The 14,480-nt window shown below is 60.5% G+C and carries 11 protein-coding genes and 1 pseudogene; 7 read left to right on the plus strand and 5 right to left on the minus strand.

Features of this window, described 5'->3' with window-relative positions; translation table 11 throughout:
* Positions 1 to 144: 144 nt before the first annotated feature.
* The 3 genes and pseudogenes from napA to ACQ4LH_RS19705 all read right to left on the minus strand — a co-directional run.
* Positions 145 to 2,601, minus strand: a pseudogene (napA, locus tag ACQ4LH_RS19695) (nitrate reductase catalytic subunit NapA); the annotation flags it as partial.
* The gene (locus ACQ4LH_RS19700) at positions 2,598 to 2,858 is read right to left on the minus strand and encodes a chaperone NapD (RefSeq protein ID WP_430698745.1); all 261 of its coding nucleotides are present in this window, start codon (positions 2,856 to 2,858) and stop codon (positions 2,598 to 2,600) included. The gene ACQ4LH_RS19700 and the pseudogene napA, both read right to left, overlap by 4 nt.
* A gap of 34 nt (positions 2,859 to 2,892) precedes the next feature.
* Positions 2,893 to 3,060, minus strand: a complete 168-nt coding sequence (locus ACQ4LH_RS19705; protein WP_430698746.1) for a periplasmic nitrate reductase, NapE protein — start codon at positions 3,058 to 3,060, stop codon at positions 2,893 to 2,895.
* Between the two features lie 250 nt (positions 3,061 to 3,310).
* Between ACQ4LH_RS19705 and ACQ4LH_RS19710 the strand changes: the two genes are divergently transcribed.
* The 3 genes from ACQ4LH_RS19710 to ACQ4LH_RS19720 all read left to right on the plus strand — a co-directional run bounded on the left by ACQ4LH_RS19710 (position 3,311) and on the right by ACQ4LH_RS19720 (position 6,036).
* The gene (locus tag ACQ4LH_RS19710; protein WP_430698747.1) at positions 3,311 to 3,916 is read left to right on the plus strand and encodes a hypothetical protein; all 606 of its coding nucleotides are present in this window, start codon (positions 3,311 to 3,313) and stop codon (positions 3,914 to 3,916) included.
* 63 nt (positions 3,917 to 3,979) lie between these two features.
* A complete protein-coding gene (locus ACQ4LH_RS19715; protein ID WP_430698748.1) occupies positions 3,980 to 4,657 on the plus strand; it encodes a response regulator in 678 nt (225 codons plus the stop codon).
* Positions 4,654 to 6,036 carry an ATP-binding protein gene (locus ACQ4LH_RS19720; RefSeq protein ID WP_430698749.1) on the plus strand — a complete coding sequence of 461 codons (1,383 nt, stop codon included), beginning with the start codon at positions 4,654 to 4,656 and terminating at the stop codon, positions 6,034 to 6,036. The genes ACQ4LH_RS19715 and ACQ4LH_RS19720 overlap by 4 nt, the downstream gene beginning before the upstream one ends.
* A gap of 9 nt (positions 6,037 to 6,045) precedes the next feature.
* Here ACQ4LH_RS19720 and ACQ4LH_RS19725 read toward each other — a convergent pair whose 3' ends face one another.
* Positions 6,046 to 6,297, minus strand: a complete 252-nt coding sequence (locus ACQ4LH_RS19725) for a hypothetical protein (protein ID WP_430698750.1) — start codon at positions 6,295 to 6,297, stop codon at positions 6,046 to 6,048.
* Between the two features lie 214 nt (positions 6,298 to 6,511).
* Here ACQ4LH_RS19725 and ACQ4LH_RS19730 point away from each other — a divergent pair, with 214 nt between their 5' ends.
* Both ACQ4LH_RS19730 and ACQ4LH_RS19735 read left to right on the plus strand, forming a co-directional pair.
* Positions 6,512 to 7,339, plus strand: a complete 828-nt coding sequence (locus ACQ4LH_RS19730; RefSeq protein ID WP_430698751.1) for an arylamine N-acetyltransferase family protein — start codon at positions 6,512 to 6,514, stop codon at positions 7,337 to 7,339.
* 283 nt (positions 7,340 to 7,622) lie between these two features.
* The gene (locus ACQ4LH_RS19735; protein WP_430698752.1) at positions 7,623 to 10,223 is read left to right on the plus strand and encodes an EAL domain-containing protein; all 2,601 of its coding nucleotides are present in this window, start codon (positions 7,623 to 7,625) and stop codon (positions 10,221 to 10,223) included.
* A gap of 95 nt (positions 10,224 to 10,318) precedes the next feature.
* On the opposite strand, the gene ACQ4LH_RS19740 is transcribed toward ACQ4LH_RS19735, so the two are convergent.
* Positions 10,319 to 11,317: an AraC family transcriptional regulator gene (locus tag ACQ4LH_RS19740; protein ID WP_430698753.1), complete on the minus strand. Its 999-nt coding sequence runs from the start codon at positions 11,315 to 11,317 to the stop codon at positions 10,319 to 10,321.
* 160 nt (positions 11,318 to 11,477) lie between these two features.
* Between ACQ4LH_RS19740 and ACQ4LH_RS19745 the strand changes: the two genes are divergently transcribed.
* Both ACQ4LH_RS19745 and ACQ4LH_RS19750 read left to right on the plus strand, forming a co-directional pair.
* A complete protein-coding gene (locus ACQ4LH_RS19745; protein ID WP_430698754.1) occupies positions 11,478 to 12,617 on the plus strand; it encodes an acyl-CoA dehydrogenase family protein in 1,140 nt (379 codons plus the stop codon).
* Between the two features lie 135 nt (positions 12,618 to 12,752).
* A complete protein-coding gene (locus tag ACQ4LH_RS19750; RefSeq protein ID WP_430698755.1) occupies positions 12,753 to 14,390 on the plus strand; it encodes an AMP-binding protein in 1,638 nt (545 codons plus the stop codon).
* The last annotated feature ends 90 nt before the right edge of the window (positions 14,391 to 14,480 follow it).

The following is a 14,480-nucleotide window of genomic DNA, read 5'->3' on the forward strand; positions in this document are numbered from 1 at the left end:
GGGTGACTTTGTTGATCAGCTTGTTGGCGTCGAAGAACGGCACGAACACCAGGCCTTGTTGCGGATTTGTGGGCCCGCCGGTTTCCAATGCTGCGAGCACTTCTCCGCGGCGGCTCTCTCTGCTTTATACATGTTACGCAGCCCCGTTAGCTTGGAGATCGGGTCGGTGGCGTCCAGGGTGACTTTGTTGATCAGCTTGTTGGCGTCGAAGAACGGCACGAACACCAGGCCTTGTGGCGGTTTGTTGCGCCCGCGGGTTTCGATACGTGCGCGCATTTCACCGCGCCGGCTAATCACTTTGACTTCGCTGCCGCGCCGGGCGTTGAGCGCCTTGGCATCATCCGGGTGCATGTACACCAGGGCGTCGGGCACCGCCTTGTGCAGCTCTTCGACACGCTGGGTCATGCTGCCGGTGTGCCAGTGCTCCAGCACCCGGCCGGTGCTGAGCCAGAACGGGTAGTCGGCGTCTGGCGCTTCGGCGGGCGGCTCGTATGGCAGGGCGAAGATGATCGCCTTCTTGTCCGGGTAACCGTAAAACTGCACGCCGCTGCCTTTGGCCACGTAGGGGTCGAGACCTTCGCGGTAGCGCCAGCGGGTTTCCTCGCCGTTCACCACCGGCCAGCGCATGCCGCGTTCGCTGTGGTAACGGTCAAATTCGGCTAGGTCATGGCCGTGGCCGCGGCCGAACTGGGCGTATTCCTCGAACAGGCCTTTTTGCAGGTAGAAGCCGAAGGCCTTGGCTTCATCGTTGATATGGCCAGCCTCGATCTGCTCGCTGGGGAACTGATCAACCTGACCGTTGGCGAACAGCACTTGGTACAGCGTCTTGCCCTTGTGTTGCGGCGATGCGGCCAGCAGTTCGGCGGGCCAGACCTCGTCGGTGGTAAAGCGTTTGGAAAACTCCACCAGCTGCCATAGATCGGATTTGGCCTCGCCGGGAGCGGTCACCAACTGGTGCCAGAACTGTGTGCGGCGCTCTGCGTTGCCATAGGCGCCTTCCTTTTCCACCCACATGGCGCTGGGCAGAATCAGGTCGGCAGCCTGGGCGGAAACGGTTGGGTAGACGTCGGAGACAATCACGAAGTTGTCCGGGTTGCGCCAGCCCGGCAGCACTTCCTGCATGATGTTGGGCCCTGCCTGCATATTGTTGCTGGCCTGGGTCCAGTAAACGTTGAGCACCCCGTCCTTGAGCATGCGGCTCTGCTGCACGGCGTGGAAACCGACCTTTTCCTGAATGGTGCCGGCGGGCAGTTTCCAGATTTTCTCGGCGGTGGCGCGGTGCTTGGGATTGGTCACCACCAGGTCGGCGGGCAGGCGATGGGCGAAGGTGCCGACCTCGCGCGCGGTGCCGCAGGCCGAAGGCTGGCCGGTAAGCGAGAACGGGCTGTTGCCTGGCTCGCTGATCTTGCCGGTGAGCAAATGGATGTTGTAGATCAGGTTGTTGGCCCACACCCCACGGGTGTGCTGATTGAAACCCATGGTCCAGAACGACATGACCTTGCGCTTGGGGTCGGCATACAGCTCGGCCAGGGCCTTGAGGCGTTCGGCCGGTACCCCGGTTTCCTTAGCGGTACGCTCTAGGGTGTAGGGTTTGACGAAGGCGGCGAACTGCTCGAAAGAGATATCGCTCCAGGTGTTGGCGGTCGCGGCATTCTTCGCCTGCATTTCCAAGGGGTGATCGGGGCGCAGGCCGTAGCCAATGTCGTCGGCACCCTTAGCGAACTTGGTGTGCTGGCTGACGAAACTCTTGTTCACCGCGCCGCTTTCGATGATGTGGTTGGCGATGTAGTTGAGGATCAGCAGATCAGTCTGCGGCTTGAACACCATAGGGATGTCAGCCAGCTCGAAGCTGCGGTGCTCGAAGGTCGAGAGCACCGCGACCTGGGTCTGCGGGTGGCTGAGGCGGCGGTCGGTGACCCGGCTCCAGAGAATCGGGTGCATCTCGGCCATGTTCGAACCCCACAGCACGAACACATCGGCGGCTTCGATATCGTCATAGCAACCCATCGGCTCATCAGCACCGAAGGTGCGCATAAAACCCATTACCGCCGAGGCCATGCAGTGGCGCGCGTTGGGGTCGATGTTGTTGCTGCGCAGGCCGGCCTTCATCAACTTGTTGGCCGCATAGCCTTCCCAGATGGTCCATTGCCCGGAGCCGAACATGCCCACCGACTCGGGGCCTTTGTTCTTCAGGGCTTCCTTGAATTTCAGCTCCATGATGTCGAAGGCCTGCTCCCAGCTGATCGGCTGGAACTCGCCCTGTTTGTCGTACGAGCCGTTCTTCATGCGCAGCAGCGGCTGGGTCAGGCGGTCGACGCCGTACATGATCTTCGACAGGAAATAGCCTTTAACGCAGTTTAGGCCGCGATTGACTTCGGCCTTGACGTCGCCGTGGGTGGCCACCACGCGGTTGTTCTTGGTCGCCACCATCACGCTGCAGCCGGTGCCACAGAAGCGGCAGGGCGCCTTGTTCCAGTTCAGCGCAGTCATGTCCGCTTCGGTAATCAGGTTGCTGGCTGAGGTGGCGAGCGGCAGGCCAGCCGCTGCGGCGGCAATGGCGGCGGCATTGGCTTTGGCGAATTGACGGCGGGTCATGCTCATTCGTCGGCTCCTTCGGGGCTGAGCAGTTCGTGGTAGACCAGCGCGGCGTTGAGTACGCCCGGCAGGTTGCTGATCTGGTCGATGCGCTCGAGGATCTGCTGCTCATTCACGGTTTCCAGCACCACCACCAGCTTGCCCAGTGGGCTTTGCTGATGCAGCTCAACACCGTCAAGCAAACTCAGATTGGCTTTCACCGCCTCGAACAGCTCGGGGCGGGCGTGTACCAGCAGGCTGGCAATATGCAGGGTCTCAGCCATATTCCGTGGCTCCAGGGATGATCAGGCAGGGGTATCAGCTGGGCGGGCCAGGTGGGCCGATGAGCATTTGCATAAACCAGATAATGAAGCCGTAACCACCGACCAGCGCGATGGACAGAAGGGGGAAGAAACAGATAACCAGGAACAGAAACAGACGGGTTTCCTTGCTTTTGCTCGGTGTGTCGCGATCGGTGACAGGCATCTCGGCTGACTCCATTCATGCGTAGCAGTCAGGCTAGACCCTACAGGCAATAGGGACAAAACCATTGAGCTGAATCATGACGAGTGGCTTTCTCGCCGCCTGTGGGGGAATGACCTGGCGATGCCGGCAAAGAGGCGGCGGTGCACTTGGTTCAGGTTAGGTTCAGCAAGGGTTCAGTGGGCGTTCAGCTAGGGGTAGGCAACATGGACCTCGAGTTAAGCAACACCGACTAACCACTGAGGACACCACCATGAACCACACTCTGAGCAAATTGGCCCTGGCCACCTCCCTGACGTTCGCCGCTGTTGCTGCCAACGCCGCCGACAACTTCGCCGGCCTGACCTGGGGTCAGACCGACAACAACATCCAGAAATCCAGCTCGCTCAACAGCAACCTGAACAGCCCCAAGCTTGGCAAGGTAATCAACGACACTGGCACCTGGGGCGTACGCGCCGGTCAGGTCAGCGATGCAAACCGTTACTACATGACCTACGAGAATGTCTCGGACACCGATCGCGGCAACAAGCTGCGTCAGCAGAACCTGCTGGGTAGCTACGATGTGTTCCTGCCGGTTGGCGACTACAACACCAAACTGTTCGGCGGCGCCACCGCTGGCCTGGTCAAGCTGGAGCAGGAGAGCAAAGGCTTCAAGCGTGACAGCGATATCGGCTTTGCCCTCGGCCTGCAGGCTGGCATTCTTCAGGACATCAACCAGAATGCCTCGATTGAAGCCGGCTACCGCTACCTGCGCACCAATGCCAGCACCGAAATGGCGCCACACGGCGCAGGCAAGGCTGGCTCGCTGGACCTACACAGCAGCGGCCAGCTGTACCTGGGTGCCAACTACAAGTTCTAAGCACCAGGTAGGGCAAAAGGGCCGGGCACCATGCCCGGCCGCTTTATTGGAGGAATTTGCAGGATGAAATTGTTGGTCGTGGAAGATGAAGCGCTACTGCGCCACCACCTCTACAGCCGGCTTGGCGAGCAGGGCCATGTGGTCGATGCCGTGGCCAATGCCGAAGAAGCCCTGTATCGCGCTGCCGAATACAACCATGATCTGGCGGTGATCGATCTCGGCCTGCCTGGCATGAGCGGGTTGGACCTGATTCGCCAGTTGCGCAGTCAGGACAAGAGCTTCCCCATTCTGATTCTCACCGCCCGTGGCAACTGGCAGGACAAGGTCGAAGGCCTGGCCGCCGGTGCCGATGATTACGTGGTCAAACCCTTTCAGTTCGAAGAGTTGGAGGCGCGCTTGAATGCCTTGTTGCGCCGCGCTTCGGGCTTTACCCAGGCGAGTATTGCCGCCGGGCCGCTGCTGCTTGACCTCAACCGCAAGCAGGCGCTGCTCGATGGCGAGGCCCTGCAACTGACGGCCTACGAGTACCGCATTCTCGAATACCTGATGCGCCACCAGCAGCAGGTGGTAGCCAAGGAGCGGCTGATTGAGCAGCTCTACCCGGATGACGAAGAGCGCGACCCCAACGTGATCGAAGTGCTGGTTGGCCGTCTGCGCCGCAAACTCGAAGGCCAGCTGGATTTCAAACCCATCGAAACCGTGCGCGGCCAGGGCTACCTGTTTATCGAGCGCTGCCGATGAGTGCTGCCGAGCTGAGCAAACCGGCCGCCCGCCGTCGCGGCGAGTCCCTGCGCCTACGCCTGATGCTCGGTACAACGGTGCTGGCCGTACTGTTTATGCTGGCGCTGCTGCCGGCATTGCGCGGCGCCTTTGTCATCGCCCTGGAACAGTCGATAGAAAAACGCCTGGCTTCGGATGCCGCCGCGCTGGTTTCCGCCGCACGCACTGAAAACGGTCGGCTGACCATGCCCGACAAACTGCCGGATGAGGAATTCGACAGCCTGGAAGCCAAGCTGCTGGGCTTTATCTACGACCGCCAGGGCAAACGGGTCTGGCAGTCGCGTTCCTCCCTGGATGAAAGCGTCAGCTACCGCCCGCGCTACGATGGCCGTGGCCACGAGTTTGTGCGCATGACCGACCGCGATGGCCGCGAGTTCTTCGTCTACGACGTGGAAATCGACCTGCTGCGTGGGCAGAGCGCGGCCTTCAGCGTGGTGACCATGCAACCGGCCAGTGATTACCAGGCCATGTACGACGGCTTTATGGGTCAGCTCTACCTCTGGCTCGGTGGCGCGCTGCTGGTGCTGCTGGGGCTGCTGTGGTTTGGCCTGACCTGGGGCTTTCGCAGCCTGCGCGGCCTCAGCGCTGAGCTGGATCAGGTAGAGGCCGGCACCCGTGCAGGTCTGAGCGAACAACACCCGCGCGAGCTGCTGCGCCTGACCGGCTCGCTCAACCGTTTGCTGGAGAGCGAACGCCAGCAGCGCGAGCGCTACCGAGACTCCCTTGACGACCTGGCACACAGCCTGAAAACCCCCTTGGCGGTGCTGCAAAGCGTGGCCGAGGTGATCAACAACCAGCCGCAGAATCGCGAGCAATCGCAGGTGTTGCAACAGCAGATCGAGCGCATGAGCCAGCAGATCGGCTATCAACTGCAGCGCGCCAGCCTGCGCAAAAGTGGCCTGATCCGCCACAGCGCGCGCCTGGCGCCTCTGCTCGATACGCTCTGCGATGCACTGGACAAGGTCTACCGCGACAAACAGGTGCAGGTGCAGCGCGATTTTGCCACTGAGCAGCACCTGCCGATGGAGCGCGGCGCGCTGCTCGAATTGCTCGGCAATCTGCTGGAAAACGCCTACCGCTTATGTCTTGGGCAGATCCGCGTCAGCGTCCGGCAACAGGGCGGTATGCTCGAACTCTGCGTGGAAGATGACGGCCCCGGCGTGCCGGCTGATCAGCGCGAACGCATCCTGCGCCGTGGCGAGCGGCTGGATGCCCAGCATCCGGGGCAGGGCATTGGCACCGCAGTGGTCAAGGACATTATCGAAAGCTACGGCGGTGAACTGCTGCTGGGGGATTCAGCGTTGGGTGGGGCGAGTTTCCGTGTGCGCTTGCATGAGTGAGGCACGCGCTCAGCTCGCCAGCACCAGATAAACGACCACCATCAACACAATCAGGCCCAGCCAAACCAGGGCGTTGGTCCTGCTCAGGCCGATAATGCCGGCCCCGCGCAGGCGTACGGGTGGGTTTTCTTCGAGGTAGAGGTTCATCTGCTCTTGGGCGGCCTCCGGGCTGATGCCCTGGTTCAGGCTGAGCATGCGAATGGCCTGGTCGTGATCGCCGCGCTGCATGGCCTGCAGAACGGGCTCGGGTAGCTGGGACATAAGACATTTCCTCCAGTAGAGATAGTTTTAGAGGGCGCCCATCGTTCAGGGTTCGACACTTTTCTTCTGAAGGCATAACGCCGGCTTCGTAGGCTGGGCTTTAGCCGCGAGCTTGTGTGGCTGCCGGTGCACTCTGGCTTGGCGGCAGTTCATTCGTCTATCCGTGGCGCTGTTCTGGTAAAAGGGTTGGCAGGTAGAAAAGGAGGAACACCTGATGAGCGAGCCGTTCATGCTGGACCTGAATACATACCTCAAGCGCCTGGGCTACTCGTCGGCACCGCCGCCGACCCTGGAAACCCTGCGCGAACTGCAGTTGCGGCACACCGCCGAATTTCCCTTCGAAACCCTGTCGACGATGCTCCACGCTCCGGTGCACGTCGACCCGCCCAGCGTGCAGGACAAGCTGCTGCGTCAGGGGCGCGGCGGTTATTGCTTTGAGCTCAATCAGCTGTTTCTGCTGTTGTTGCAAGCGTTGGGCTTCGAAGCGCGCGGGTTGACTGGGCGAGTGGTGATGGGCGGGCCTGAGGATGCACAGACCGCACGCACGCACATGCTGGTGCTGGTGACCCTCGACACAGTGCGCTATATCGCCGATGTGGGCTTCGGCGGCATGGTGCCGACCGGCCCGCTACTGCTGGACAGCGAAGCGGAACAAACCACCCCACACGAGCCTTACCGACTCACCCTGGTCGATGGCACCTATACCTTGCGTGCCCTGGTGAGCGGGAGCTGGCGGGCGATGTACCTGTTCGACCTGCAAACGGTGGCGCCAATCGATTACACGGTCGGCAACTGGTATGTGTCCACCCACCCGGACTCGCCCTTCCTCGGCCAACTGGTTGTGGCCCGCACCGGGCCGCGTATACGCAAGACGCTTAGCAATGGCAGCTTCGCCATCCATCGCATGGGCGAGCCCAGCGAGCGGCTGCAGCTGCGCGATGTGGATGCCGTGCTTGAGGTACTGCGCGATGAGTTTGCTATTCGCGTGCCGGAGCATCCTGAACTGCGGGCGACCATTGAGCGGTTGCTTGCCGGTGAGTGAGGCCGGCGCTTTGCCAGCTTAGGGTGCCAACTGCTCTGGTTTAGCGACAAGTTTCATAAACGCGGTGACTTTGCGTTTTGGTTTCGCCCGTTACGGTAAACCTGCGAGTTGATGGGTATCGCGTTGCTCAACCCATCATACGAGATCACGTTTCAGACAATAAAAATTACAGCCGGGAAGGCTGTCCGTACCGCTTTCCTTAAAGCGCCAAGTGACTACACTGCACTTTAATAACAAAAATAAAGTGCCACCCACTGGCCGCTAGCGGCGGAGACATCATTCCGTGCATCTGAACCGGGCGTTAGGCATCCTGGTCGCTGTTTTAGTTGCCTGTCTGAGTCTCAGGGCTTTGGCGCAACCAGAGCCGATTGAGATTACTCCAGCGGCAAATATCCAGGCCCACTTCCAGTTCTGGGAAGACACTACGGGCGAAGCCGTGATTGATCAGGTGGCCGCTCTGCCCGATGAGCGCTGGGAGCTGGTGCCCAATGGCAGTGCCAACTTCGGTCTGACACCGTCGGCCTACTGGCTACGCTTTTCCCTCAGCAATCAGGCGCAGCTCAACCTGCACCTGATTGCCGAGTTGGCCTATCCCCAGTTGGACGATGTGGTTTTCTACGTGTATGCGGGTGGCTCCCAAGTCAAAGCGCTGAAAACGGGCGACAGCCGGCCGTTTTATCCACGAGATGTGGATCATCCGAGCATGTTGCTGCTCGTACCCCTGGCTCCTGAGGAAATGAAGACCGTCTATGTGCGGGTCGCCACGGCCGGTTCCATGATCGTGCCGCTGCGTATCTGGCGTGAGCAGGTGTTTTTTGAAACCGCCGCCTACGAGCTGAAGCTGCATTTCTTCTACTACGGCAGCATGCTGGTCATCATCCTGATCAATCTCGCCGTGTATCTAAGCCTGCGCGAGAAGCTGTATCTCTACTACGGCCTGGCAATTTCGGGGTATCTGCTGTTTTTCGCGTCCATCAACGGCTTCAGTTTCCAGCACCTTTATCCCCAGTGGCCGCTGCTACATGCCAAGGCGCTGCTCGTCTCGATACCCGCCCTGGCGCTGTTTTCCCTGTTGTTCTGTCGGGAGTTCCTCAACACCAGAATCCACAGCCCGCGGCTGGATAAAGTGCTGATCGCCATGATGGTGTTCGAGTTGTTATTTCTCTTCTCGGCACCTTTTCTCGACTATTACACGGGTATCCAGATTGCATCGTTTTCCGCGCTGTTCTTCTTTTCGCTGCTGCTTGTCGCCGGTCCCGTTGTCTGGTTGGACGGCGTTCGGGCCGGGGCATTTTTTACCCTGGCCTGGACCCCTCTGACTATCGGGGTACTGGCAACGGCCGGCAGGGCGCTTGGGGTCTTTCCTGAGAACTTCGTTACCGAGTACGCCATGCAGATAGGTTCTGGCCTGGAAGCCTTTATCCTGACGCTGGCTCTGGCGGACCGGCTTTATCGTGAACGGGAAGACAAAATCATTGCCCAGGCTGCCAGCCTCCAGGAGGCTCAGTCGCGCAATCTCGCACAGAACCTTCTCACCCGCGCCTTGGCGCACGACCCTGTTACCGGGCTGCCCAACCGCAACCGTTTTGAATGGATGGTGGACCAGCAACTGCAACAGGCTCCTCACCGTCGTTATATGGTGGGTTTGGCCCGGATCACGCGCCTTGATGAAATCAATCGCACGCTTGGCCTGGCCAGGAGTGAGTGGATAATGAAACGCGTGGCGGAGCAAATGGTAGATCTGGCAGCCGGGTTACCGTTTATTCAAGCCGTTCGCGACGATCAAGGCCGGGAGGAGCGGGTTTATCATCTGTCGGGTGACTGCTTCTGCTTGCTGGTTGACGTGGATAAAGCGGGCAACGATTTTTCAGCCCTCAATATCGCTCTAAGGCAGCTGGCCGAGCCCGTATGGCTGGATCACCTGGCGATTGAGCTGCACCCTCGCTTCGGCGCAGCCAGTTACCCGGAGCATGGTCGATCTGCCGCCGAGCTGATCCGCAACGCCCATGTCGGCATGGAAATAACACCACGGGGCGTCAACGAAACGGGCATCTATTCCCCTAAGTACGATATTTACAACGAGAGTCGGCTGACGTTGATGGCTGATCTGCGCAAAGCCCTGCAGCTGAACCAGATCATGCTTTATTACCAGCCCAAACAGGATCTTGAGACCGGTCAGATTGTTGGTATAGAGGCGTTGATTCGTTGGCACCATGATGAGCGCGGGTGGGTAAGCCCGGCAGATTTTATTCCCCTGGCGGAAGAAACGGGCATCATCACCCAGCTGACCCGATGGGTCATCGTTCAGGCCATGAGTGATTTGGCGGACTTGCATAAAGACAACCGTGAGTTGAGTGTCGCCATTAATATTTCTGCGCGCGACTTAGAGTCTGCCGAGCTCAAGGGCGTATTGGCGTCGGCCCTGCAGCAGAGTGGCCTGCAGGCCGGCTCCGTAACCCTTGAAATCACAGAAACGGCAGCCATGCTTGATCCTGTCCGGAGCCTGCAGGCGCTGAATGTCTTGGCTGATCTGGGTTATCAGATATCCATCGATGATTTTGGTAGCGGCTATTCCTCTTTGTCCTACCTCAAGCAACTGCCTGCCTCAGAGTTGAAACTGGATCGCTCGCTGATCCACGATATTTGCACCAGTGAAAGCGCCGACGTGATTGTGTCGACTGCCATCCAGATGGCGCGCAGCCTCGGTTACCGAGTAGTGGGCGAAGGTATTGAGGCCGCCGAGATAGCCGGCCACTTGAAGGCCAAAGGCTGCGACATGCTGCAGGGATTTTGGCTGTGCAAGCCCAAGCCGATCGATGAGCTCAAACAGTGGTTGAAAAGCTTCGAGGCAGAGGGGCGCGCGGCTTGTTCCTTGCGGCTCTAAGTCAGCGTTTTTTCGCATAAGAGTCAGTCGCTGCTGGCCAACTTAGCTGGCCGCTTCTAAAGAGTATTTCTGCTGTTACAAACACTTGCCGCGTCTTACCCCTCTTGCGCCCGATAAGCCCCCGGCGTTAACCCCGTCCATTTCTTAAACGCCCGATGAAATGCCGAGGGTTCGGAAAACCCCAGCTGCTCAGCAATATCCTGAATCGCCAGCTCATCACGTCCCAGGTGATAAATCGCCAGGTCGCGGCGCAGGTGATCCTTCAATTCCTGAAAACTCGAGCCTTCCTCGCGTAAATGCCGGCGCAGGGTTTGCGGGCTCATATGCAGTTGCTGGGCGACGGCATCCAGATCCGGCCAGTTGCTGCAGTCGCGGCCGAGCAGGCGGCGGATCTGGCTGATCAGGCTGTCGCCGCCATCCGGGCGGGCCAGCAGGTCGGCGGGGGAGTGCTGGAGGAATTGCTTGAGGGTGCGTTCGTCCTGCAGCAGCGGCATGGCCAGGTAGCGCGCATGGAACAGCAGGCTGGTGCGCCCGGCTGTGAAGCGCCGGGTGCAGGGAAATAGCAGTTCGTATTCGCCGGCGTGGGCGGGTTGGGGGTAGGTGAAGGTGGCTTCTTCCAGGCGAATGCGCTGGCCGATCAGCCAGCTGCCGAGGCGATGCCAGATCACCAACAGGCTTTCCACCAGAAAGTGGTCGGGGTCCCACAAGGTCGAATCGTCCACGCTTAGGCGCGCCCAGTCGCCTTCGCGCTGGATGCTGATGGCCGGGGCTTCGGGGAACAGGCTGTAGAACAGCGCGCCACGGCCCAGGGCTTTTTCCAGTGAATGGCAGTGGATGATCGCGTAACACATCATGGCGAAGGTGCCGCGTTTGCTGCGCAGGCGGCCGAAGCCCAGGTATTCGTCGTCGAGGCTTTCCCACAGCAGTTGCACCAGACGGGCGAACTGTTCGGGTGCGACCCGCGCGCGTGGCTCGTCGAGCAGCGCCGGTTGGATGCCCAGTTGGCGCAGCAGCGGCGTGCAGTCGTGGCCCTGGCGTTCGGCGCCGCGTAAGGCTGCGCGGACAAAGTGGCTGGCGATGGTGCGTTCGCGCATGACGGCTCCTTGAAAGTACGCCGATGGTAGGCAGCTGATTGTGCCGCCGACAAGCCGGTCGAGCGATTGGGTCAATCTAGGCTGAGCGCATGGGTCATTGAGGCGGCGGGGGCGTGGGGCCTAACCTGCTGCACGACTTCAGCTCAGGGAGCACAGCCGCATGCAGCGCCTTATTTTCGACACCGAACACAACATGTTTCGCGACGCGTTCGCCGCCTTCCTGAAAAAGGAAGTGGTACCGCGTCAGGACGAATGGGAAGCGGCCGGCGTGGTCAGCCGCGAGGTGTGGAAGAAGGCCGGCGATATGGGCTTTCTGCTGCCGTGGGCGGATGAGGAGTACGGCGGTGCCGGGCTCAAGGATTTCCGCTACGAGCAGATCATGTGCGAGGAGCTGGCGAAGATTAACGAGCCGGGCTTTATGCTGCCGCTGCACTCGGCGCTGTGCGGGCCCTATATCGCCGAGTACGGCAACGCCGAGCAGAAGGCGCGCTTTATGCCGGGGATTATCAGCGGCGAGCTGATTCTCGCGGTGGCGATGACCGAACCGAGCGCCGGTTCCGACCTGGCCGGCATGCGTACCAGCGCGGTGGATCAGGGCGATCACTACGTACTCAATGGCTCTAAGGTGTTTATCTCCAACGGTCTGTTGGCCGATGTGGTGATCGTTGCGGCCAAGACCGATCCAGCCAACAAGCACGCCATGGGCCTGTTCCTGGTTGAGCGCGGAATGGAAGGTTTCGAGCGCGGCAAAAACCTGGAAAAACTCGGCATGAAGAGCCAGGACACCGCCGAGCTGTTCTTCAATAACGTCAAGGTGCCAAAGGCCAACCTGCTGGGCGACGCCAAGGGCGGCTTTTTCTACCTGATGAACATGCTTGCCCAGGAACGCCTGACTAACGCTTGCGGCGCAGTGGCGGCGGCCGAGGCGGCGCTGCAGGTGACCATCGATTACGTGCGTGAGCGCAAAGCCTTCGACCGGCCGATCTCGCACTTCCAGAACACCCGTTTCAAGCTGGCGGAGATGCGCACGCAGATCGACGTGGCGCAGGTGTTTGTCGACCGCTGCGTGACCGATCACAACGAGAAAAAACTCACCCCAGAAGTGGCCGCCGAGGCCAAGCTGTTCACCACCGAACTGCTGTGCAAGGTGGTCGACGAAGGCGTGCAACTGCACGGTGGCTGGGGTTATATGTGGGAATACCCGATCTGCAAGATGTACGCGAACGCGCGCATCCAGCGCATCTTCGCCGGCACCTCGGAGATCATGAAAGAGATCATCAGCCGCGGGATGAAGCTGTAGGCAAAGTGCCGCCACCAGGCGATCCCTGCGGTTTATCGGGATCGCCCGTCTTCAGGCCGCACGATGTTTTTTCCGAGGGAAGCTGTTCAAGCGCTAACGTTCATGTCTGCAAAACAATAAGAACGAGGGATTGCTATGACGGATCAACTGCCCCTGGAGCGCCTGGCGCTCTGGGTTGAAAAACGCCCCGATGCGGTCTGGCTCAGCCAACCGGTTAACGGCCAGTGGCATGACTTCACCTGGGCGCAGGTGGATGACCAGGCGCGGCGCATGGCCACGGCCCTGCAAGCGCTGGGTTGCGCGCCGGGTGATCGGGTCGCGCTGCTGGCGAAGAACTGCGCCGAGTGGATCATCGCCGACCTGGCGATCATGCTCGCCGGGCTGGTCAGCGTGCCGTTGTATCCGTTGCAGTCGGCGGAAAGCATCGACTATGTGCTGCGCCATTCGCAGTGCAAGGCGATCTTTCTCGGCAAGCTGGATGAACCGGCCAAGCTCGCGCCGGGTATTCCGGCTGAAGTCATGCGTATCGCCATGCCATATCCGACCATCCAGGCCAACCACGGCTGGCATGCCTTGCTGACAGCGCATCAACCGTTACGCGATGGCCACAGGCAGGCGCCGGATGAGTTGCTGAGCATCCTTTATACCTCCGGCACCACCGGTCAGCCCAAGGGCGTGATGCTCTCGGCCAAGGCCTTTGCCATTGCCGGCGGGCGCTCGGTGAAGGAGCTGCAGATTACCGAGCAGGATCAGTACTTCTCCTACCTGCCGCTGTCACATGCCGCCGAGCGCTTTCTGGTGGAGATGACGGCGCTGTACAGCGGTGGGCGAATCGCCTTTGTCGAGTCGCTGGAAACTTTTGCCAGCGACCTGCGCCATGTACGGCCGACCGTGTTCTTCTCCGTGCCGCGCTTGTGGACGCGCTTTCAGCAGGGCGTGCTGGAGAAACTGCCGCAGCCCAAGCTGGCGCGGTTGCTGGGCATTCCGCTGATTGGCGGGCTGGTGGCGCGCAAGATTCGCAAGGGGCTGGGGCTGGATCGTGCGCGTATTCTGGTCAGCGGCGCGGCGGCGATTCCGCGTGCGTTGCTCGATTGGTATCAGAGCATCGGCATCACCATCTGCGAGGGCTACGGCATGACCGAGCACCTGGCCTATGGCTGTTTCAACAGGCCGGGGCAGGTGCGTTTCGGCACCGTGGGCCGGCCGATGCCGGGTAATGAATTGCGCATCGCCGAGAATGGCGAAATCCTCCTGCGCTGCCCGAGCCTGATGCTGGGCTACTACCAAGACCCGGAGAAAACCGCGGAAACCATCACTGATGGCTGGCTGCATACCGGTGACAAGGGCGAGGTGGATGCGGCCGGTTACCTGAAAATTACCGGGCGGGTGAAGGACATCTTCAAGACCAGCAAGGGCAAGTACATCGCCCCGGCGCCGATTGAAGGCGAGATCGCCAAGAACCTCTGGGTCGAGCAGGTGTGCCTGATGGGCAGCAATCTGGATCAGCCACTGGCGCTGATCGAACTGTCGCCAGCTGCTCGCGAGCATGCCCGTGAACAGGTGGCGGCCGACCTTGCGCAGACTTTGCAGCAGCTCAATGCCCAGCTTGAGGCCCACGAGCGGCTTAGCCACTTTGTACTGGTGCGCGAGGCCTGGACCGTGGACAACGGCTGCATGACGCCGACCATGAAGATCCGCCGCAATGTGCTGGAGGCGCGCTTTGCCGACCAGCTAAGCGAGCTGGATGCCAAGCAGCCGCTGCATTGGCAGTGAGCGTTGGGTAGCCCGGAGGCAATCCGGGAGTCTGTTGATATTCCCCGGATTGCATCCGGGCTACGGGATTGAGTTCCCTGAGGAGCTGTT

The sequence above is a fragment of the Pseudomonas peli genome, from assembly GCF_050563605.1.
Classification (GTDB): Bacteria; Pseudomonadota; Gammaproteobacteria; order Pseudomonadales; family Pseudomonadaceae; genus Aquipseudomonas; species Aquipseudomonas peli_A.

What these genes read in the sequence shown, in the direction of transcription:
- ACQ4LH_RS19700 (WP_430698745.1), bottom strand. Translation starts at nt 2,858, where the DNA reads ATGGCTGAGACCCTGCATATTGCCAGCCTGCTGGTACACGCCCGCCCC.
- ACQ4LH_RS19745 (WP_430698754.1), top strand. Translation starts at nt 11,478, where the DNA reads ATGCAGCGCCTTATTTTCGACACCGAACACAACATGTTTCGCGACGCG.
- ACQ4LH_RS19750 (WP_430698755.1), top strand. Translation starts at nt 12,753, where the DNA reads ATGACGGATCAACTGCCCCTGGAGCGCCTGGCGCTCTGGGTTGAAAAA.
- ACQ4LH_RS19725 (WP_430698750.1), bottom strand. Translation starts at nt 6,297, where the DNA reads ATGTCCCAGCTACCCGAGCCCGTTCTGCAGGCCATGCAGCGCGGCGAT.
- ACQ4LH_RS19710 (WP_430698747.1), top strand. Translation starts at nt 3,311, where the DNA reads ATGAACCACACTCTGAGCAAATTGGCCCTGGCCACCTCCCTGACGTTC.
- ACQ4LH_RS19720 (WP_430698749.1), top strand. Translation starts at nt 4,654, where the DNA reads ATGAGTGCTGCCGAGCTGAGCAAACCGGCCGCCCGCCGTCGCGGCGAG.
- ACQ4LH_RS19740 (WP_430698753.1), bottom strand. Translation starts at nt 11,317, where the DNA reads ATGCGCGAACGCACCATCGCCAGCCACTTTGTCCGCGCAGCCTTACGC.
- ACQ4LH_RS19715 (WP_430698748.1), top strand. Translation starts at nt 3,980, where the DNA reads ATGAAATTGTTGGTCGTGGAAGATGAAGCGCTACTGCGCCACCACCTC.
- ACQ4LH_RS19730 (WP_430698751.1), top strand. Translation starts at nt 6,512, where the DNA reads ATGAGCGAGCCGTTCATGCTGGACCTGAATACATACCTCAAGCGCCTG.
- ACQ4LH_RS19705 (WP_430698746.1), bottom strand. Translation starts at nt 3,060, where the DNA reads ATGCCTGTCACCGATCGCGACACACCGAGCAAAAGCAAGGAAACCCGT.